The sequence below is a fragment of the Amycolatopsis sp. NBC_00345 genome, assembly GCF_036116635.1.
GTDB lineage: Bacteria > Actinomycetota > Actinomycetes > Mycobacteriales > Pseudonocardiaceae > Amycolatopsis.
On the sequence record NZ_CP107995.1, the window covers coordinates 9,237,544 to 9,258,150 of the forward strand.

The window sequence follows — 20,607 nt, forward strand, 5'->3', positions numbered from 1 at the left end:
ATGCCCTGAAGGTGGCCTTCAGGGCATGTAGGTGGTGTAACGGCGGATCAGGCGCGCTGCTCGCGGGCCCAATCGGCGAACGTCAGCGGTGGGCGGCCGAGTAGCCGGGCCACCGTGTCGAACACGACGTCCTCGTTGCCCGCCGACTGGCGCTTCAGTTCGAAGGAGCCGTCGACGGCCGCGGCGGGCCAGCCCTGGGCGAGCATGCGGGCGCGCGCCGCGTCGTGCGGTTCCTCGATGTAGCGGACCGGACGCCCGAGCGCTTCGCCGAGGATGGCGACCTGCTGCTCGGCCGTGAGGGCCTCGCCGCCGGTCAGCTCGTACGTCGCGCCTTCGTGGCCGGACGTGGTGAGCACAAGCGTCGCGACGGCCGCGATGTCGCGGACGTGCACGAGCGCGGACGCCGGGTCGCCTTCGGGCCCGTACACCGCGCCGACGGCCCGGATCGACTGCAGCCAGCCGCGCCGGTTGTCCATGAACGCGCCGGGACGCAGGATCGTCCACGCCGGACCGGCTTCGCGGATCGCCCGCTCGGCGCGCGCGTGGCCGGTGCTGATCGGGTCCGTCTGTCCGAAGTAGACGCCCGTGGTGGACAGCTTCACCAGGTGCGCCGCGCCGGCTTTCGCCGCAGCGGTGGCCAAAGCGGCTTCCTGTGCCGCGCCGTCGGAGCCGTGGCCGGAGGTGAGCACGAAAACGCGCTCGACGCCGTCGAGCAGGCGGGGCAGCGACGCGGTGTCGTCGAGGTCGCCGCGCACCACCTGGGCCCGCGGGTCGATCCGGGCCCGGGACGGGTCGCGGGTCAGCGCGCGGACTTCGGCGCCGGCGTCGAGCAGAGCGGGAACGAGGGAGCGGCCGATCTTGCCGGTCGCGCCGAGAACGAGAATCACTGAAAACTCCTTGTGCAGGAACGAGAACGCACACACGAGGGCGTGCGGGGGCCACGAGGGTGAAAAGGTTCCAACCGTCGCCCGGCTACGGGGCGCGGTCCTCTTCGCTCTCGGGAACCACCTCGAATCGTCCCGCCGGCCCCGGTCGAACCCGGGCGGCGTCGCTGTCACAGGAGTAGCTGCGGGGCCGACCCTAAACAGGGCCGGGCAACGCGGGCAAGCGCTTTTCGGGCACTACCGGGGCAGGTGGGTGACCTGTTCGCGCCGGCGCTCGCCGAGGTCGTCCGGGAAGACCCACTTCTTGAAGCCCCAGAACCGGAACACCATCGCGAGCAGCATGCCGATGATCGAGCCGCTGGCGAAGTCCGCGACCTCCTGCACCAGCCTGGTCACGTGCGGCACCTCCAGGTGCAGCGCGTAGCGCGACAGGTACAGCGGAATCAGGTTGACCACCACGGCGATGCCGCTGATCACGAAGAACAGCGTCGCCTCGTGCGTGCGCTCGCGCCCGCCGCGGGTGCGGAACGACCATTCGCGGTTCAGCACGTACGAGACGATCGTGGCCACGATGATCGCGATGGCCTTCGCGGTGGTCGGCTTCGACTCCAGCACGCTGAGCTTGAGCAGGTACCAGACGCCGTTGTCGACGATGAACGTCGTGGCGCCGACCAGCGCGAACTTCAGCATCTCCCGGTGCTTGATCAGCACCGCGCGCAGTGGCTCCGGCGTGCGGGACAGCACGGTTTCGACAACGGTCACACCAGGCAGTCTAGAGAATCCGAGGTCACCGGCGGCCTCAGGCGGCCTTCCTGCCGGTAATGTCCGGATCCCCCGACTGGTCGCCGGAAACCGTCTTCAGCCGCGCGCCCTCGGTCGGGAAGACCCACTTCTTGAACGCCCACCAGCGGAACAGCGTGCCCAGCAGCGTCCCCAGGATCATGCCGCTGACGAAGTCCGCGACCTCCTGGCCCAGCAGGGTCAGGTGCGGCTCCTGCAGGTCCAGCATGTAGCGCGAGACCCACTGCGGCAGCGCGTTCAGGCCCAGCGCGACGCCGCTGATGAGGAAGAACAGCGCGGCCTCGTGCGCGCGCTCGCGCCCGCCGCGCGTGCGGAAGGACCATTCGCGGTTGGCGACGTAGGAGAAGATCGTCGCGACCAGCACCCCGACGATCAGCGCGGTCACGGGGTGTGTCCGGAGCACGGTGAACTTCAGCGCGTACGTGATGGCCGTGGTGATCAGGAAACTGATGCCGCCGACCACGGCGAACCGCAGCAGCTCACGGTGCTTCGTCAGTAACTCGCGCAGGATCCGCACCTGCGCGACGCTACCCCCTCAGCCAGTCGAAAAAGCCGCGGGGCTCGATCGTCGGCGGGGTCTGGCCCGGTTTGCCGGAGTTGCCCGAACCGGGGTCCGGCGGCGCACTCGTGCTGGTGGAGGGCGTGCCGGGCGCGGCGGTGGTCGTCGGGTCCGCCGGCTGCGCGGGCGGCGTGCTGCTCGGGCTCGGGTGCTTCTTCGGCTTCGACGGGCTCGTGCTGGTGCCAGGCGAATTCGTCGGTTTCTCCGACGGCTCCGGGCTCCCGGTGGTCGGGTACGGGACGTCGCAGATGCCCAGCCAGCAGCCGAAGAACAGCTGTACCGGCTTGGCCTCGGCCTTGCCGAGGGTGGCACTCACGGTGACCGGGGTGTCGCGCGTGGGCCGGCCGTCCAGCCGCACCCACAGGTTCACGTGCTGGTCCGGCGCGAGCGAGCCGCGGGTGGTGCAGGTGGCGCTCGAACCCGTCGACTCGCAGGGGAAGCCGCTGAGGCTCCACGACTGGTAGATCGCGTGGTCGAAGGTGACCGTGACGGGCTTCGTGGTCTCGCCGGTGTTGCGCACGCGGACGTAGACGAGCGGGTTGCGCGTCCAGGGGAACGCCGAAAGCCCGTCGGTGTCCGCCTGCAGCAGCACGGCGTCCGGCGGAGGGGTCTTCACCGTGACCTTCACGCTCACCGTGACCTTCAGCGCCGTGCCCGCGGTGACCGAGCCGGTGACGGTGCCGCCCTTCGCGCTCTCGTCGGCGAGCAGCCGGAAGGTGAGCACCGCCGTCTGGCCGGGCTGCAGGCCGGAGCCGGTCTTACAGGTCACGGTGCCGGTGCCGCCGGGGCAGTTGACGGCCAGCGGGGCGGCCTGGGTTTGGGCGCCTGCGCTGTCCGCGCGGAAGGCGCTCACCGCGCCACCACCGCCGACCGGGACCGCGGAGACACCCGCCGGCAGGTTCAGCGCCACCTGCACGGGGTCGGACAGGCTGCCGCCGTCGTTGCGGACGGTGATGGGCAGGTTCACCGGGCCCGCGCCCGGCTGCAGTTCGAGATCGCCGGACGGCGTGGTCGCGGACATCTTCGCCGGTGCGGGCGCGGCCGGGGGCGGCGGTGCCGGCTGCGCGGGCGCGGCCGGCGGCGGGACCGGCGGCGGCGCGGGCTGGGCCGCCGGGGGCGCCGGCGGGGCGGGCACGGCGGGCGCGGCCGGGGGAGCGGGCTTCGGCGGCGGGGCCGCAGGCGCCGCGGCGGGCGGCGGGACCTGGGCCGCCACCGGGATCTCCTGCGATCCGCTCGAGGCCAGCGCTATGGCGACGGCGGCGACGATGGCCGCGCCCGAGACCGCGACCCCGGCGAACTGGCGAGGCGCGGACGCCGCGGCGGCGGCACCCGCCTTCGCGCCACCGGCGGCGGCCGCACCGGAAGTGACGGCCGCGGCACCGGCCGTCGCCGCGGTGGCGGCGCCCGCCTTGGCCGCGCCGATCGTCGCGAGGTAGCCCAGCGCGGCACCGCCCAGCACGATCGGGGCGATGATCGCGCGCAGGCCGCCGTTGACGTCGGCCAGCTCCGCGGCCAGCGCCCGGCAGGCCTCGCACTCGTCGAGGTGGTTCTCGACCTGGGAGCGCTCGCGTTTGGACAGTCCGTCCCGGGTCCACGCGCCCAGCCGGTCGGCCGCCGCGCGGCACCGGTCGGCGTTGTTCTCCTGCAGGTGGACCTGGAGGTAGGCCTGCCGGAGGCCCTCACGGGCGCGGTAGGCGAGCGCGGACACGCCGTTGGCGGTCAGCCCCAGCAGCGGCGCGACCTCGGCCGGGCTCTGCTGCTCGATCTCGGTGTGCCACAGCACGGCCTGCCAGCGCTCCGGCAGCCGCGCGAACGCCTTCGCCGCCATCGTCCGCTCGAGGCCGGCCACGGCGGTGTCGGAGAACGGCACGGTGAGCGCCTCGCCGATGGCCCCGCCGGCGTCGCTCATGTCCTCGTTCAGGTCGACGCGGCGGTCGCGGCGGGTCTTGTCGTACGCGGTGTGCCGCAGCGCGGTGAGCAGGTACGCGCGAAAGGCGGTGTCCGGCCCCTTGCCGCCACGGAGCGTGTCGAGGACCTTGGCGAAGGCCTCGGAGACGAGGTCGTCGGCCTCGGCGCTGGAGCGCGCGAGCTGCCGGGCGAGGTTGTACGCCGCTCCGCTGTGACGCTCGAACAGCGTCCCGTAGGAGGCGATCTCCCCGGCGCGCACCTCGGCGATCAGCTCGGCGTCACTCTTACCGGACAGGTCGGCGGGAACGGTGGACACGGGGCTCCTTCTTCTGCGCGCACGCGGCCAGACCAGCCACGATCTACCTCTCTAACGCGTGCCCAAGTGTGACGGACGCGGCGACACTCGTCACGTCGTGGTCGGGGTACTGCCACCGATGGCCCAACGAGTTCACCCGTGACCTCACGGTCGGCGAGGAAAAAGGCCCCGGAACGTCGTCACGCGGACGGGGTGGTGCAGTCCCTCTGGTGTAGCGGGACAAGATCGACAAGATCCGGACGAAAGGAGCGGTGGCCAGTGGACGTACCGGCGACCGGGGCCCGGTCCGGAGCCGCCGACGGGCAGGAGGCGCGCACCCGTTTCGACCGGGACCGCACCCTTCGCGCGTTGCGGGCCCGCTGGCGCACCGCCAGCCTCGCCGCGGGGTGGCGTTTCCCCAGCGACTGGGCCCTGCCGGAGGTCGACGCGGTGTGTGCCGCCGTCGTCCGGCACGGGGCCATCGGGGCCGAGACGGCGCTGGCCGGATTGGGCCGTGCGCGGGCCGCCGCCGGCGCCGGGCTGGCCGAGACGCTGTCGGACCTGGCCGCCCTCCACGCCGTGCTCGCGGACCCCGACGCCGTCGACGGCTTCGTGTCCCCGGACGTGGACGCGACGCCCGCCCGGATACTCAGGGTGACGGCGTTGGCGTGGGCCGACGTCGCGACCGACCAGCTCGTGCACACCGAGGTCACCGACCCGCTGACCGGCCTGCCGTCCTCGGCCTACCTGCGCACCCGCCTCGCCGAGCTGTACCGCGGCGGCGGGTGGGAGGAGAAGGTGCTGCTGGTGGTCTCCATGGACCTCTCCGCCGTCTCTGGCTGGCCGCGGCTGACCGGCATGATCCTGGCCGCGGACGCCGTCCGCTCCGTCTTCGACGCGGGCGAGAGCTACGCGACGCTCGGCCCGTCCACCGTCGCCGTGCTGGCCCACCGTGACGACCGGCTCGCCTCCCACGGCGTGGCCCTGCGGCGGGCGCTCAACGACCGGCTGTCGGTCGATGACCAGCTGTGCGAGGTCAGCCATCCGCGCGTTTCGGCGCTGCGGCTGCCGCCGACGCACGAGCGTGCCTGCGGTCTGCTCGCGGAGCTGTCCCGGTCGTAGCCGGGCACGCGGGACGAACGGGCACGCCGGACAACTCCGGCGTCGCCACAGAATCCGTCCTACCCTTCTGGACCAGCTCGACGCCGGTCATGCTTTCCTGATGGGGTGACCAGGACCGCACCCTCCGCCGTCGAAGGCGAAGCTCCGGCGAGAGCTGGCTTACCTCGCCTGGCCCTGCGCAAGTCGCTGGCCCGCCTCTCCGTCCGCCCACGGTCGATCCTGATTCTCTCGGTGATCCCGCTGGTCGCGATCGGGTTCGGCGTCTGGGGCTGGACGCACGAATGGGTGCTGGGCGTCGACAGCGCGGTCTACCGCGCCGGCGCGCTCACCCTGTTGCACGGGCACTCGCTCTACGACGCGAACACGCTCGACCCGGAGCCGTGGTGGGCGATGCTGCCGTTCACCTACCCGCCGACGGCCGCGCTGCTGTTCGTCCCGCTCGCGGTCGTGCCGACGCAGGTGGCGTGGGGCTTCCTGACGGCCGTTTCGCTGGGTGCGATGGCGCTGTCCATCCGCATCGCGATCGGCGCCCTGCCGCGCCCGGCCGACGACGGCCCGCGCTGGTGGGCCTCGCCCGCCCGTTCGACGATCGTGTTCTTCCTGGTCTTCCTCGGCCTGGAACCGGTGTGGCGCACCATTTTCCTCGGCCAGATCAACCTGATCCTGATGGCCATGGTCCTGCTGGACATGCTGGTGATCGGCGCGCGCGGCAGCCGCTGGGGCGGCGTGCTGGTGGGCGTCGCGGCGGCGATCAAGCTGACGCCGATCGTGTTCCTGGGGCACCTGTTCATCACCGGCCGCCGCAAGGACGCGCTGCGCGGGCTCGCCACGTTTGTCCTCATGCAGGCGCTGATGTTCCTGGTCAACCCGCACGACGCGTTCCGCTACTGGACCTCGACGCTGCCGGACACCGGCCGTATCGGCCCGGTGCACTGGGCGGGCAACCAGTCGCTGAACGCGCTGATGAACCGCGCCACCGACCTCGCGCCGTGGGCGTCGAAGGCCGCGATGGGGATCGGCCTCCTGCTCGCGATCCCGGCGCTGTGGCTGGTGATCCGGTTCCACCGCCGCGGGCAGGCGCTCGCCTCGCTGCTCGTCACGGCGTTCTGGATCCTGCTGATCTCGCCGATCTCCTGGACCCACCACTGGGTGTGGGTGGTGCCGCTGATCGTGTTGCTCGTTTCGCGCTTGCCTAAAACCACTCCGGCGACAGCGTGGAAACGCTGGGTCGGGACGGGTTTGGTGGCGTTCGTGTTCGTCAGCTGCGTGCTGCTGATCCTGCCGAACGGCCGCAACGTGGAGCTGCACTGGAAGGTGTGGCAGAACGTGCTCGGCGACGCCTACATCCTGATGCCGGTGGTGCTCGCCCTCGCGCTGATCTTCAGGTGGGGCCTGCAGCGCCGGGCGCGCGGCCGCCGCGCGTCGGAGGAGGCCGCGCAGTATGCCGACGTCACGCCAGGCGACTGATTCTCGTCCGCCTGCTGTCCCGCGGTTACGGCATTCGCGACGCTTGAGTTCGTGGCCTTCGCCTTCGCTGCTTTCGTACCTCCTGCTCGGCGTTCTGCTGCTGCTGGTCGCGGCGCTGGGGGTCGTGGTGTGGCTGTCCGGGTGGCACGTGGGCGCGGACAGCGCGGTCTACCGCGCGGGCGGCCTGACGCTGCTCAAGGGCGAGCCGCTGTACACGGCGTCGGACCTCACGACGCTTCCTGACTGGGTACGGCTGCCGTTCACCTACACCCCGGCCGCGGCGGCGCTGTTCGTGCCGCTCGTGCTGGTGCCGTCGGGCCTGGTCTGGGGCGTGATCGCGGTTTTGTCGGTGGTCTCCCTTACTGTCGTGATCGCGGTGGTGGCGCGGCCGTCCGGGGTCTGGTTGCCGGCGGGCACGGCCATCGTTCTGGTGCTGGAACCGGTGTGGAAAACGCTGTTCCTGGGCCAGATCAACTTGATACTGATGGCGTTGGTGGTCTTCGACGTGCTGGTGCTGTCGGGGCGCGGTGCGGGCTTGGGGCGCTTGGCTGGGTCGAGAAGCGCGGCTGGGTCGGTGGAGGCCGGTGGGTCGGTCGGCGCTGTGGGTTCGGCGGGCGCTGTGGGCTTGGCGGGTGCGGCTGGCCCGGCGGGCGCTGTGGGCTTGGCGGGTTCGCTGGATGCGGCGGGCTCGCGAGGCTTGGCGGGCGTCGGCGGCTCAGCGAGTTCGGCGGGTTCGCTGGATGCGGCGGGCGCCGGCGGCTCGGCGGGTGCGGTAGGGGAGCGTGCGTGGGGCAGCCGGTGGGCGGGTGTGCTGGTCGGCGTGGCGGCGGCGGTCAAGCTGACCCCGTTGATCTTCGTCCCGCACCTGTTCTTCATCGGCCGGTGGAAGGACGGGCTGCGCGCGCTGGGCACGTTCGTGGCCTTGGAGGCGGTGATGTTCGCCGTCATCCCAGGCGACGCGTGGCTCTTCTGGACGAAGTCGGTCACCGATCCCAGCCGGGTGGGCTCGGTGCACTGGATCTTCAACCAGTCGCTGAACGGCCTGGTCAACCGCGCGTCGTCGCTCGCGCCGTGGTCGATGGCGGTGGCTGTCGCGGTGGCCGCGGTGCTGGCCGTGCCCGCGGTGTGGCTGGTCGTCCGCTGGCACCGCCGGGGTGAGCGTGCGGCCGCGCTGCTGGTGACGGCGTTCTACGCGCTGCTGGTCTCCCCGGTGTCGTGGTCGCACCACTGGGTGTGGGCGGTGCCGCTGGTGTGCCTGCTGGTGGTCAAGGGCCGGCGGTGGTGGGCGCTGCTGGTGGTCGTGCTGTTCGCCTCGCAGATCGTGATGCTGGTCCCGAACGGCGGCAACACCGAGTTCACCTGGGGCCCGGGCTGGTCCCTGCTCGGCAACGCCTACGTCCTCGCCGCCGCCGGAGCCATCCTCGGCCTGGCCGCCCGCGAACTCCGGCTACGCGCTCGTACAGCTGCGCGAGCGGTGCAGCCGGGGCCCGCCGAATAGACGGTGCAGCCGGAGCCGGCCGAATAGACAGATGGCCCGCGCTCTCGTACGTGGTCCGTGCCGGGGTCGACGTTCTCGTGCTTGGTCGACGGGCGAGCGGGAGCTTGGCGTCCACGCGCCGTGCGGCCCGGCGAGCCCCGACTCGGGGACAACCCGGCCCGCAGGGTGGGTGAGCTGCGTCAACAGCGCCAGGTACCCGCAGGTCGGCCGGGGAGCGCCCAGTAACCTGGGCGGCGTTATGGACAAACGTACCGGTCTTCCCGTCGTGGGGATGGTGGGCGGCGGACAGCTCGCCCGGATGACGCACCAGGCGGCGATCTCGCTCGGACAGTCGCTGCGGGTGCTCGCGGTGAGCGAGGGCGATTCCGCCGCATTGGTGGCCAGTGACGTGGTGCTCGGGCATCACACGGACCTCGACGCGCTGCGCTCCTTCGCCGCCGGGGTCGACGTGCTCACCTTCGATCACGAGCACGTTCCGGGCGAGCACCTGCTGACGCTCGCCATGGAGGGCTTTGTCATCCGGCCCGCGCCGTCGGCGCTCGGGTTCGCGCAGAACAAGCTCGTCATGCGCGAGATGATGGCGGGCCTCGGTGTGCCCGGCCCGGCGTTCGCCGAAGTGTCCACTGTGGACGACGTGGTGAAGTTCGGCGACGAGCACGGCTGGCCGGTTGTCCTCAAGGCCTCGAGCGGCGGGTACGACGGCCGCGGCGTCTGGATGCTCGACACCGCCCGGCAGGCGCGCGAGACCGTGCCCGAGCTGCTCGACGCGGGCACCGCGCTCCTGGTCGAGGAGAAAGTGGCCATGAAACGCGAGCTGGCCGCGCTGGTCGCGCGCTCGCCGTTCGGGCAGGGCGCGGCGTACCCCGTGGTCGAGACCGTGCAGACCGGCGGCATCAACACCGAGGTGCTCGCACCGGCGCCGGGGCTGAGCGAGTCGCGGGTGCACGAGGCGCAGGACCTCGCGCTGCGGATCGCGGCGACGCTCGACGTCACCGGGCTGCTGGCCGTCGAGCTGTTCGAGACCGACACCGGCCTGCTGGTCAACGAGCTCGCCATGCGCCCGCACAACTCGGGGCACTGGACGATGGACGGCTCCCGCACGTCGCAGTTCGAGCAGCACCTGCGCGGCGTGCTCGACTACCCGCTGGGCCGCACGGACCTGATCGAGCCCGCGTGCGTGATGGCGAACGTGCTCGGCGCCGAGGTCACCCCCGGGATGAGCACCGACGAGCGCGTCCACCACCTCTTCGCGCGTTACCCCGAGGTGAAGATCCACCTCTACGGCAAGGAGGACCGGCCCGGCCGCAAGCTCGGGCACGTCAACTTCGCCGGGGAACGCATGGAGGACCTGCGCAACCGCGCGCTGCTGTCCGCGCACTGGCTGTCCCACGCCGTCTGGCTCGACGGCTACGAGATCCACTGAAAGGGAGCACTATGGCGCCGCAAGTGGGCGTGATCATGGGCAGCGACTCGGACTGGCCGGTGCTCGAGGCCGCCGGGCAGGCGCTCGCCGAGTTCGGCGTGGAGTACGAGGTCGGCGTCTACTCGGCGCACCGGACCCCGCAGCGCATGCTGGACTACGCCACGTCCGCGGCCTCGCGCGGCCTGCGCGTGATCATCGCGGGCGCGGGCGGCGCCGCGCACCTGCCGGGCATGGTCGCCTCGGGCACCGTGCTGCCGGTGATCGGCGTCCCGGTGCCGCTGAAGTACCTCGACGGCCTCGACTCGCTCCTGTCGATCGTCCAGATGCCGGCCGGCATCCCGGTGGCCACGGTGTCCGTCGGGGGCGCGCGCAACGCCGGCCTCCTCGCGGTCCGCATCCTGGCCGCCGCGGACCCCGGCCTGCAGGCCCGCATCACCCAGTTCCAGGCCGACCTGGAGCAACTGGTCCTCGACAAGGACGCCGCCCTCCGCGAGAAGGCCGGCAAGTAGCGCACTGGGAAGCCGGGGCGGGCGAGGTCAGCTGAACTCGGGGAGCTGTTTCCGCAGTTCCCGTTTCAGCACCTTCCCCGCCGCGGACACCGGGATGTCGTCCACGAAGTGCAGCTCGCGCAAGCGCTTGTAGGGCAACACTTTCTCGTTCACCATCGCGATGAGCTGGTCGGCGTCGGGGGTCTCGGAGGGTTTGCGGACGACGAAGGCGACGGGGAGCTCGCCGACGTCGGCGCGGGGGCGGCCGACCACGGCGGCCGTGCGGACGCCCGGCAGGGTGATCAGCAGCTCTTCCAGCTCGCGCGGGAAAACGTTGTACCCCTTGTACAGCAGCATGTCCTTCTTGCGATCCACAATGGACAGGTAGCCGTCCTCGTCGATCACGCCGATGTCGCCGGTGTGCAGCCAGCCGTCGACCAGCGCGGCGGCGTTGTCCTCCGGGCGGTTGCGGTAGCCGCGCATCATCTGCGGGCCGCGCAGGCAGACCTCGCCCTCCTGTCCGGACGGCAGTGGCTCTTCGCTGTCCGGGCCGACGACCTTCAGCTCGGTGTCGAAGACCGGCCGCCCGACCGAGCCCACCTTGCGCAGGCCCGAGCGGTACGACGGGGAGACGACCGCGCCCATCGTCATCTCCGTCAGGCCGTAGCCCTCGGCGATGATGATCCCGGGGAAGCGTTTTTGCAGCGCGCGGATCATCTCGTGGTTCATCGGCGCCGCGCCGGAGCCGATGCCGCGCACGGACGACAGGTCGGCGGTGTGGAACGACGGCGTCGCCAGCAGCGCGGCGAACAGCGCGGGCGCGCCCCCGAGGGACGTGACGCGCAGGCGCTCGGCGTCGGCGACGTAGGCCACCGGATTGAAGCGCGAGTGCAGCACGATCGTCGTGCCGCCGAGCAGGGCGGAGTTCAGCCCGGCGATCACGCCCATCGCGTGGAACCACGGCGTCAGATTGATCGAGATGCCCGTGCCGAGCCGTGACGAGAACTCGTCCTCGTCGGCGATCTGGTCGAGGACGACGTCACCGTTCGCATCGAGGGCCGGTACCGAGCCACTGTTCCAGCAGGCGCTCTGGAGGCTGTTGACCACGATGTTGCGGTGCGTGAGCTGCACGCCCTTCGACCGGCCGGTGGTGCCGCCGGTGTACGCGAGGTGCGCCAGGTCCTCGTCGACGTCGATGGTCACGTCCGGCCTGGTGTCCGGCTGACCGGCCAGGAAAGCCTGGAACTCGACGGTGTCCGATTCAAGACCGTTCGACTCAAGACCGTTCGATTCAGGCCCACCCTCGGGTGCCACGACGATCGTCAGCCGCGACGGGATCCGGTCGGCGACGGCGGCGAGCGTCCCCGCCACCGGCCCGAACGTGACCACCGCGGCCGCCTCGCAGTCGGTGAGCTGGAACGCCAGGTCGTCGGGCGGGAGCAGCGGGTTCGTGGGGCTGAAGGTGGCCCCGGCCAGCAGGATGCCGTAGTAGGCGACGGGGTAGGCCAGGCAGTTCGGCAGGTGGATGGCGACCACATCGCCGTGGCCGATGCCGCGGGCGTGCAACGCGTTGGCGAAGCGGCACGCGGCTGAGTAGGTCTCGGCGAAGGAGAGGCTCTCGTCGCCCATCACGAAGGCCGGACGGTCGCCGTAGCGGGTGGCGGCGCCGGCGAGTATCGAACCCGTCGGCACATCGGGGTAATCGAGCGAACGGGGCAATCCGGGCGGCGGCGTCGACGCGGTGATGGCCATCACCCGACCTTACGAATTCTGCGGCCAAAGACACAAGGACGAACCCGGCTCCCGACGTGAACGAGCGCTAACATCGACGGAACTCTCCCAACGCTGCAGAAGAGGTGACGGAAGTGGCCGATGGCCTGTACCAGCTTGCCGAGGAGCACGAGGAGCTGCGGGCGGCTGTCCGGGCTCTGGCCGAGAAGGAGATCGCGCCGTACGCCGCGGAGGTCGACGAGCAGGAGCGCTACCCGGTCGAGGCGTACAACGCGCTGGTGAAGTCCGGCTTCAACGCCGTGCACATCGGCGAGGCCTACGACGGTCAGGGCGCGGACGCCGTGGGCGCGTGCATCGTGATCGAGGAGGTCGCGCGCGTGGACGCGTCGGCTTCGCTGATCCCGGCGGTGAACAAGCTGGGCACGCAGCCGATCATCCTGTCGGCGTCGGAGGACCTGAAGAAGCTGGTGCTGCCCGCGATCGCGTCGGGCGAGGCTTCGGCTTCGTACGCGCTGTCCGAGCGCGAGGCCGGGTCGGACACCGCGGCGATGCGGACCCGTGCGCGGCTGGACGGCGACCACTGGGTGCTCAACGGCACGAAGTGCTGGATCACCAACGCCGGCGAGTCGTCCTGGTACACGGTGATGGCGGTGACGGACCCGGAGGCGGAGAAGAAGGCCAACGGGATCTCGGCGTTCGCGGTGCACAAGGACGACCCGGGCTTCTCGGTGGGGCCGAAGGAGCGCAAGCTCGGCATCAAGGGCTCCCCGACGCGCGAGATCTACTTCGAGAACTGCACCATCCCCGCGGACCGCATCATCGGCGAGCCGGGCACGGGCCTGAAGACCGCGCTGCGGACGCTGGACCACACCCGTCCCACGATCGGCGCGCAGGCGCTCGGCATCGCGCAGGGCGCGCTGGACGCGGCGGTGGCGTACGTGAAGGACCGCCGCCAGTTCGGCAAGACGATCGCGGAGTTCCAGGGCGTGCAGTTCATGCTCGCGGAAATGGGCACGAAGATCGAGGCCGCCCGCCACCTCGTCTACGCCTCCGCAGCGGCCACCGAACGCGGCGACAAGCGCGCGGGCTTCATGGCCTCCGCAGCGAAGACCTTCGCGTCCGACACAGCCATGGAGGTCACCACCGACGCCGTCCAACTCTTCGGCGGCGCCGGCTACACCCGCGACTTCCCAGTCGAGCGCATGATGCGCGACGCGAAGATCACGCAGATTTACGAAGGCACGAACCAGATCCAGAAGGTCGTCATGGCCCGGGCCCTGCTCAAGGGCTGACCCGCAGCAAGGTAAACGATCCCCGCTCGCCAACACCGGCGAGCGGGGATCGTTGCGGTAACAGGAAACCTAACTGTCCGAAGTAGCCGGTTCCGCCCAGCTGGCCAGCAGCCGCACGCGTTCCGCCGAAGGGGAGCCCGGTTCCACGGTCCAGATGCCGAGGGTTTGTTCCGGGTCGTCGGCGGGGGCGAAAGCCTCGTAGCCCAGCACGAGTTCGCCGACGAGCGGGTGGTGGAAGTGCTTGACGCCGTGGGTGCGTTCGAAGACGTCGTGGTCGGCCCACCAGCGGCGGAAGTCCTGGTCTCGCACGGAGAGTTCGCCGACGAGTTCCGCCAGGGCCGGGTCGTGCGGGTTGCGGCCGGCGTAGAGGTGCAGGGACGCGACGATGCCGCGCGCGGCGCCTTCCCAGTCCGCGTACACCGAGCGGATGGCGTCGTCCAGGAAGATCAGGCGGGCCATGTTGCGGGAGCGAGGCGGCAGGGCGTCGAAGTCCAGGTAGAGGGCGCGGGCCAGGCGGTTGGCGGCCAGCACGTCCAGACGGCGGCCGAGGACCAGCGCCGGCACGTCCGTGAGGCTCTCCAGGACCAGCCGCAGGCCGGGGCGCACGCGCTGCGGCGGCAGGGCGCGCGGGCGGCCGCGGCGGGGCTTCGCGAGGGTGAACAGGTGTGAGCGCTCCAGGTCGTTCAGCCGCAGCGCCCGCGCGACGGCGTCCAGCACCGATTCCGAGACGTTCAGGTTGCGGCCGCGCTCCAGCCGTACGTAGTAGTCGACGCTGACGCCCGCGAGCTGGGCGACCTCCTCACGCCGCAGACCCGGGACGCGCCGCGCGCCGAGGTACGGCGGCAGGCCCGCCTCCTCGGGGGTGACCTTCGCCCGGCGTGAGCGCAGGAACTCCCGCAGGTCCGCGTTCGGCTCGCTCATGAGTCCAGCGTAGAGCGGTTTCGGGCCCGGTCGTAACCACGAAAGGGGGTCTGCTGGACCCCCGGTACGAGCGGCTCTCCCATCCCGCCGCCCACCGGTGCTTGGCTGGGTCCAGCGACCAGGAAAGGACAGCGATGCAACGCAGGATTCTCGGCGGCACGGGCATTTCGGTCAGTGAGTACGCGCTCGGCACCATGATGTTCGGCGCCATGGGCAACACCAGCCACGACGAGTCGGTCCGCATGATCCACACGGCGCTCGACGGCGGCATCAACTTCGTCGACACCGCCGACGTCTACTCGGGCGGCGAGTCGGAGGTGATTGTCGGCAAAGCGCTCAAGGGACGCCGTGACGACGTTGTGCTCGCCACGAAGTTCGCGCTCCCCATGAGCGAGGACGCCAACCACGGCGGCGGCTCGCCCCGCTGGGTCAAGCGCGCGGCGGAGGACAGCCTGCGCCGCCTCGACACCGACTACATCGACCTCTACCAGATGCACCGCCCGGACCACGACACCCCGATCGACGAGACCCTCGGCGCGCTGTCGGACCTTGTGCGCGAGGGCAAGGTGCGCGCGATCGGCAGCTCGTTCTTCTCGCCGGAGGAGACCGTCGAGGCGCAGTGGACGGCCGAGCGCCGCGGCCACCACCGCTTCCGCACCGAGCAGCCGCCGTACTCGATCCTGACCCGCGGCATCGAGAACCGCGTGCTGCCGACGGCCCAGCGCTACGGCCTGGGCGTGCTGACGTTCGGCCCGCTCAATTCCGGCTGGCTCTCCGGCCGCGCGGACCCGACCGCCGGGCACCGAAACGCGGGAATCGGCGCTCAGATGTTCGACCTGTCGCGGCCGGGCGTCCAGGCGAAGGCCGAAGCGGTCGAGAAACTGACCAAGGTGGCCGCCGACGCGGGCATGCCGCTTTCGCACCTGGCCATCGCGTTCGTGCGCGCGCACCCGGCGGTGACGTCGGTGCTGATCGGCCCGCGCCGCCCCGAGCACCTCGCCGACCTGCTGGCCGGCGCCGACATCGAGCTGGACGGCGACGTGCTGGACCGGATCGACGAGATCGTCCCGCCCGGTGTCGACGTCCACTCGGGTGACTTCTACATCAGCCCGGTCCCGGCGATCCTGGACAAGCGCCTGCGCCGCCGTTAACGCCCCGCTTGCCAAAGCGTTCGCCGCGTGAGAGAAGGTTTCCTACCTGTCTCTACACGGAGGTATCGGATGGCTACGGTGACCGTGAACGGTGGGCAGCAGGTCCACTTCGTCGACTACGGCGGTGACGGTCCGGCGGTCGTGCTGCTGCACAGCTTCCTGATGGACGTGGACATGTGGGAGCCGCAGGTCGAGGCGTTCGGCGCGGACCACCGGCTGATCGCGATCGACGAACGCGGCCACGGCGGCACGCCCGCCGAAGCGGACTTCGACTACTGGGACGTCGCGCGCGACTCCTTCGGCGTGCTGGACCATCTCGGCATCGAGCGGGCCGCCGTCGTCGGCACGAGCCAGGGCGGTTTCATCGGGCTGCGGATGGCGTTGCTCGAGCCCGAGCGGGTCACCGCGCTCGCAGTGCTGGGCACGTCCGCCGAGCCGGAGGCCGAGGGGACCGCCGCGGTCTACCGGCAGCTCATCGGGGCCTGGTCGGAAACCGGGCCGGAGCCGCTGGTCGACGGAGTGGCCACGTTCTGCCTCGGCGAGTACGACGCGTCCTCGTGGAAGGCGAAGTGGCGTCAGCGCAGTGGTGAGGACTTCCGGCGAATCATGGAGACGCTCGTCAGCCGGGACAGCGTGCTCGAGCGGGTCGGCGAAATCCAGGCGCCCGTGCTCGTGCTGCACGGCAGCGCCGACAGCGAGTACCCGATGGCGCGGGCCGAGTCGCTCGTGGCCGCGCTGCCGAACGCCGAACCGCTGGTCACGGTGGTGAACGGCGCGCACTTCCTCAGCCTCTCGCACGCCTCGGACGTCAACCCGCACCTGAAGGAGTTCCTCGCGGCGCACGCGGCCGGAAAGTAACCCACCCGGGTGCGTTTCCCTTCACCTACTCGTGCGTTAAGTGACCAGGTGACACTGGTCACCATCGGCTCACAGAGAGGTGAAGCGGATGGGCGTGCGCGCGTTCGGGCGTCGAGTGGTGGTTCTGCTGGCCGTGGCCGGGGCGTTCGCGCTCAGTACCGGCACCGCGGACGCGGCGGTGAAGGAGCCGACCGGGCCACTACAGCCGAACATCATCGCGGCGGCGGTGTATTCGGTGCTGCAGCCGACCATCGCCCCGCCGGGCGCGAACGACTGGAACTGCAAGCCCAGTGCCGAGCACCCGAACCCGGTCCTGCTGTCCAACGGCACCACGGCCAACGCCTACGAGAACTGGGCGAACCTCTCGCAGAAGCTCGCCGACGCCGGCTACTGCGTGTTCGCCGGCAACTTCGGCGGCGCGCCCGGCAGCTTCCTGCAGACCGTCGGGCCGGTCGCGGACACCACGGCGCAGCTCGCCGCCTTCGGGGACAAGGTGCTGGCCGCCACGGGCGCGTCGAAGCTGGACGTCGTGGGCCACTCGCAGGGCGGCATGAACCCGCGCTACTGGATCAAGTACCTCGGCGGCGCCTCGAAGATCGGCAAGCTGATCGGCCTTTCGCCGTCGAACTACGGCACCAGCCTGTTCGGCCTGCTCTCGGCCGTCCAGGTGATCCCGCCGGTGCGTGACCTGGTCGGCTTCGCCTGCGCCTCGTGCAACGAGCAGGCCACCGGCTCCGCGTTCCTGACCGACCTGAACGCCGGCGGCGACACCGTGGCGGGCATCGACTACACCGTGATCCAGACGAAGTACGACGACGTGGTCACCCCTTACACCAACGCTTTCCTCAAGCCCGCCGCGAACGTCAAGAACCTCGTGCTGCAGGACGTCTGCGCGCAGGACTTCACCGACCACCTCGGCATCACCTACGACCCGATCGCGGAGCGCGAGGTGCTCAACGCGCTGGACCCGGCGCACGCCAAGGCCCCGCAGTGCGTGTTCGTGCCCCCGGTGATCAGCTGAGGAACTGGTGCATGACGTGCAGTCCCACGTAACCGTGCCGCGGGTGGTGGAACGCCTCGGGCACCGTGCCGATCACGGTGAACCCCAATGACTTCCACAGGGTTACCGCGCGGGTGTTGGTCTCGACGACGGAGTTGAACTGCATCGCGCGGTAGCCCTCGGCGCGGGCCCACTCCAGCACGTGCTCGCCGAGGGCCCGGCCGACGCCCCGCCCCGCCTGGCCCGGGTCGACCATGAAGCTCGCGCTCGCGACGTGCGCCCCGGGACCCTCGCGGTTGGGGTTCATCTTCGCCGAGCCGAGCACGGTCCCGGCATCGTCGACGGCGACCACCGTGCGACCCGGCGGGGTGAGCAGCCACATCTCCTTCGCGGCCGGTTCGTCCAGGTCGAGAGGCAGGGGGTAGGTCTCGCCGGCGGCGACGATGGTGTGCAGGAACGGCCAGATGGCGGGCCAGTCGGCCGCGTCGGCGTCACGGATGATCACCATCGCGAGTATCGCCGAAGCCAGGCTCGGAGGCCAGGCCGGAGCGGGTGCGGGGACCAGGGCCGAGCGGGCAGGGGCGGCGGGGTAAAAACGCGAACTTTTTCGGGTCGGGTGGGCGGTTCTGGTTGTGCTTTCCGAGCCGTGGATGTCACAGTCGACAGCATGTTATGGCCGGTCCCGGACACCTGGAAGCCGAGTGACGACGCCGAGCTGGTCGCCGGCTGGCGTCTGTGGCTCGAGCTGAGCGACCGCGCTTGGCCGAGCGCGGCGTGGGACGGCACTCCCGCCCACGCCGTCAGCCAGTTGCGCGAGCTGCTCGACGCGGTCGACGACATCGAGACCGGCTACCGCGCCGTGACCGCCGAGCCGTCGGAGGAGTTCGTCCGGCTGCTCCAGGCCCTCGTGCTCTGCGCGAGCGCCGTGATCGGCCTGTGGTGGGACGACCACGCCCCGCTGGACTTCGAGCGCGCCCGCACCCTCCACGACGACCTGCGGCGGTTCGCGAACCACGCCGAGCAGGTCCTCACGCTCCTGGCCCGGCACGGCGGCTGGGCCGAACTCGACTCGGCCCGCCGCCGCCCCGTCTGAGGGCCCGTGCCCTGAAGGTGGCCTTCAGGGCACATAGGTCCCTCATGGTGGCCTTCAGGGCGCCGGCTCAGCGCGGCCGGTATTCGCCGAACTCGCTGACGAACACCCCCTCGCCCTGCGTCAGCGCGGGCAGCGCCTGCTCCAGCTCGTGCACCGAGGCGGCCGGGATGGTCCCGGCCACCGTGCACACCGCGCCGCGGACGATGGGCTCACCCGGCACCGCGCGCAGCTCCACGAGTTTGCGCAGCACCGCGCTCACCGCGGCCGTGGGGACCTCGGCCTCGAACGCGTTCACCGGCTCGTGGACACGGGTCCCGGCCCGGCGCACCGCCTCCCGCAGCACGATCGACGTCATCCCGCGGAAGTCGCCCGCGGTGCTGAGCGGCGGGTAGAACCTGGTGTGCGTGAGCGTGACGAGGCAGTCGATCACCTCCCAGCCGCGCGGGCCGTGGCGCAGCGTTTCGTACACGGTCTCCTCGATCGCCCGGTGGAACGCCAGCGGCAGCGAACCCAGCTCCACGGCCAGCGCGTAGCCGACGCCGGAGCCGGGCGCCGCGGGCTCGACCCGAAGGCCGACCGTCGCCCAGAAGTAGACCCGCTCGTCCGGCGCCGGGTTTCGCATGGCCGTGCCGATGCCGGAAAGACGCTCGACGTACAGCGTCCGTGATTCTTCGAACCGAACGTCCACACCGAACTCCTCCGCCAGCGTCGAGCGGACGACCTCCTTCTGCACTTCGCCGTAGAGGCGCACGGAAACCTCGTGCCCGCGCCGTCGGATGCCGATGAACGGGTCCTGTTCGGACAGTCGTTCCAGCGCCGCGTACAGCGCGACGCCCTGGTCCGGGTCCACTGGGTGGACCACTGTCTCCAGGCTGGGCGGCGCGAAGAACCCGCGGGCGGGCAGGTGCTCGGGTGAGCCGAGCTGGTCGCCGATGCGGACGTCCTTCAATCCCCACACCCGGGCGACATCACCGGCCAGCGCCGTGCCTTCGACCGGCGTCGCGCCGTGCTCGTAGACGCGTACGGCCGAAGCGCGGCCGGCCAGATCGACCACGGTTCCGTCGTTTTCCCGTCGGTAGAAGGGAAACGGCCGCCGCGGGCCCAGCGAGCCCGAGCGCACCCGGGTGTACGCGACTTTCTCGCCCGCGCGGCCGCGTTCGATCTTGAACACCGTGGCGTCCAACGGCCCGGCGTCGTCGCGGGTACGGGCCGGGAACAGCTCCCGCACGGCCGTGACGAGTTCGCCGACGCCGGCGCCCGTGATCGCGGAGCCGAACAGCACCGGGTGGACGGTGCCCAATCCGACCTGCCGGACGAGCGCGCCGCGATAGTCCTCTTCGGACACTTCGCCGGCCACGTAGGCGGTGAGGAAGCGGTCGTCGTCCGCCAGCGCCTCGGCCAGCTCTTCGCCGAACGGCAGCGGTGACGGCTTCGCCTGCGCGGTGCCCAGCCCGGTCACGGTGCTGAGCGCGACGCAACGCGGCGAGAGTTTCGCGCGCAGGGCGTCGAGCAGCGGGCCTTCTTGCGCGCCCATCCGGTCGATCTTGTTCACGAACACCAGCACGGGGATGCCGAGCCGGGTCAGCGTGCGCATCAGGATCCGGGTCTGCGCCTGGATTCCTTCGACGGCCGAGACGACGAGCACGGCGCCGTCGAGCACCCGCAGCGCGCGCTCGACCTCCGCGATGAAGTCCGAGTGGCCGGGGGTGTCGACGAGCGTGACGCGGCGCCCGCCCGTGGTGAACGCCACGACGGCGGACTTGATGGTGATGCCGCGGCGGCGTTCCAGCTCCATCGAGTCGGTTTGGGTGTCGCCGCCGTCGACGCTGCCGAGGTGGCCGATCACGCCCGCTTCGAAGAGCAGGCGCTCGGTCAGGCTGGTCTTACCGGCGTCGACATGCGCGAGAATTCCGATGGTCAGGGTCAGCATGGAGGTCCTCGAGGGATGCGGTGGACAGGCCGAACTGGGGTCGGTCGGACTGTCGGCGCATCGGGGGCTCCTCGCTGTCGTGAGCACTGGCTTCGACCAGGGCGTCCGGCACGGTACCGCGCGGTGCCGGGCGCGTACACCGACTTCTGTGCTTGTAGATGCCAAACCGACGAGCTTCTTGTCATT

At 71.0% G+C, this 20,607-nt stretch carries 18 protein-coding genes; 10 read left to right on the top strand and 8 right to left on the bottom strand.

What is annotated here, in order from left to right; translation table 11 throughout:
- Positions 1-47: 47 nt before the first annotated feature.
- The 4 genes from OG943_RS42170 to OG943_RS42185 form a co-directional block, all read right to left on the bottom strand.
- Positions 48-887: an NAD(P)H-binding protein gene (locus OG943_RS42170; RefSeq protein WP_328606464.1), complete on the bottom strand. Its 840-nt coding sequence runs from the start codon at positions 885-887 to the stop codon at positions 48-50.
- A 234-nt stretch (positions 888-1,121) separates the two neighbouring features.
- Positions 1,122-1,646, bottom strand: coding sequence for a GtrA family protein (locus tag OG943_RS42175; RefSeq protein WP_328606465.1), 525 nt, complete (start codon positions 1,644-1,646; stop codon positions 1,122-1,124).
- A 37-nt stretch (positions 1,647-1,683) separates the two neighbouring features.
- Entirely contained in the window at positions 1,684-2,193 is a 510-nt protein-coding gene (locus tag OG943_RS42180; protein ID WP_328612314.1) for a GtrA family protein, read from the bottom strand.
- Between the two features lie 19 nt (positions 2,194-2,212).
- Complete coding sequence (locus tag OG943_RS42185) at positions 2,213-4,468, bottom strand: sigma-70 family RNA polymerase sigma factor (RefSeq protein ID WP_328606466.1); 2,256 nt, start codon at positions 4,466-4,468, stop codon at positions 2,213-2,215.
- Positions 4,469-4,726: 258 nt separating this feature from the next.
- Between OG943_RS42185 and OG943_RS42190 the strand changes: the two genes are divergently transcribed.
- The 5 genes from OG943_RS42190 (at position 4,727) to purE (ending at position 10,466) form a co-directional block, all read left to right on the top strand.
- Positions 4,727-5,569 carry a GGDEF domain-containing protein gene (locus OG943_RS42190; protein ID WP_328606467.1) on the top strand — a complete coding sequence of 281 codons (843 nt, stop codon included), beginning with the start codon at positions 4,727-4,729 and terminating at the stop codon, positions 5,567-5,569.
- 105 nt (positions 5,570-5,674) lie between these two features.
- Positions 5,675-7,036 carry a glycosyltransferase 87 family protein gene (locus OG943_RS42195; RefSeq protein ID WP_328606468.1) on the top strand — a complete coding sequence of 454 codons (1,362 nt, stop codon included), beginning with the start codon at positions 5,675-5,677 and terminating at the stop codon, positions 7,034-7,036.
- Positions 7,037-7,079: 43 nt separating this feature from the next.
- The gene (locus OG943_RS42200) at positions 7,080-8,534 is read left to right on the top strand and encodes a glycosyltransferase 87 family protein (RefSeq protein ID WP_328606469.1); all 1,455 of its coding nucleotides are present in this window, start codon (positions 7,080-7,082) and stop codon (positions 8,532-8,534) included.
- A gap of 238 nt (positions 8,535-8,772) precedes the next feature.
- Positions 8,773-9,957, top strand: a complete 1,185-nt coding sequence (locus tag OG943_RS42205; protein ID WP_328606470.1) for a 5-(carboxyamino)imidazole ribonucleotide synthase — start codon at positions 8,773-8,775, stop codon at positions 9,955-9,957.
- 11 nt (positions 9,958-9,968) lie between these two features.
- The gene (gene purE / locus OG943_RS42210; RefSeq protein WP_328606471.1) at positions 9,969-10,466 is read left to right on the top strand and encodes a 5-(carboxyamino)imidazole ribonucleotide mutase; all 498 of its coding nucleotides are present in this window, start codon (positions 9,969-9,971) and stop codon (positions 10,464-10,466) included.
- A gap of 27 nt (positions 10,467-10,493) precedes the next feature.
- Here purE and OG943_RS42215 read toward each other — a convergent pair whose 3' ends face one another.
- A complete protein-coding gene (locus tag OG943_RS42215; RefSeq protein ID WP_328606472.1) occupies positions 10,494-12,197 on the bottom strand; it encodes a class I adenylate-forming enzyme family protein in 1,704 nt (567 codons plus the stop codon).
- A 104-nt stretch (positions 12,198-12,301) separates the two neighbouring features.
- On the opposite strand from OG943_RS42215, the gene OG943_RS42220 reads away from it, so the two are divergent.
- A complete protein-coding gene (locus tag OG943_RS42220; protein ID WP_328606473.1) occupies positions 12,302-13,468 on the top strand; it encodes an acyl-CoA dehydrogenase family protein in 1,167 nt (388 codons plus the stop codon).
- Between the two features lie 69 nt (positions 13,469-13,537).
- Here the strand turns inward: OG943_RS42220 and OG943_RS42225 are convergent, their stop codons facing one another.
- Positions 13,538-14,389 (bottom strand): helix-turn-helix domain-containing protein, encoded by an 852-nt coding sequence (locus OG943_RS42225; RefSeq protein WP_328606474.1) that lies wholly within the window; start codon positions 14,387-14,389, stop codon positions 13,538-13,540.
- Positions 14,390-14,523: 134 nt separating this feature from the next.
- Here OG943_RS42225 and OG943_RS42230 point away from each other — a divergent pair, with 134 nt between their 5' ends.
- From OG943_RS42230 to OG943_RS42240, 3 genes are all read left to right on the top strand, one after another.
- On the top strand, positions 14,524-15,540 hold the full coding sequence (locus tag OG943_RS42230; RefSeq protein ID WP_328606475.1) for an aldo/keto reductase: 1,017 nt from the start codon (positions 14,524-14,526) through the stop codon (positions 15,538-15,540).
- 69 nt (positions 15,541-15,609) lie between these two features.
- Positions 15,610-16,398, top strand: coding sequence for an alpha/beta fold hydrolase (locus tag OG943_RS42235; RefSeq protein ID WP_328606476.1), 789 nt, complete (start codon positions 15,610-15,612; stop codon positions 16,396-16,398).
- 88 nt (positions 16,399-16,486) lie between these two features.
- Positions 16,487-17,419, top strand: coding sequence for an esterase/lipase family protein (locus OG943_RS42240; RefSeq protein ID WP_328606477.1), 933 nt, complete (start codon positions 16,487-16,489; stop codon positions 17,417-17,419).
- Here OG943_RS42240 and OG943_RS42245 read toward each other — a convergent pair.
- Positions 17,412-17,906 (bottom strand): GNAT family N-acetyltransferase, encoded by a 495-nt coding sequence (locus OG943_RS42245; protein WP_328606478.1) that lies wholly within the window; start codon positions 17,904-17,906, stop codon positions 17,412-17,414. The genes OG943_RS42240 and OG943_RS42245 overlap by 8 nt on opposite strands.
- A 159-nt stretch (positions 17,907-18,065) precedes the next feature.
- Between OG943_RS42245 and OG943_RS42250 the strand changes: the two genes are divergently transcribed.
- Positions 18,066-18,491, top strand: coding sequence for a hypothetical protein (locus tag OG943_RS42250; protein ID WP_328606479.1), 426 nt, complete (start codon positions 18,066-18,068; stop codon positions 18,489-18,491).
- Positions 18,492-18,558: 67 nt separating this feature from the next.
- Here OG943_RS42250 and OG943_RS42255 read toward each other — a convergent pair whose 3' ends face one another.
- Positions 18,559-20,421, bottom strand: a complete 1,863-nt coding sequence (locus OG943_RS42255) for a translation factor GTPase family protein (RefSeq protein WP_328606480.1) — start codon at positions 20,419-20,421, stop codon at positions 18,559-18,561.
- Between the last annotated feature and the right edge of the window lie 186 nt (positions 20,422-20,607).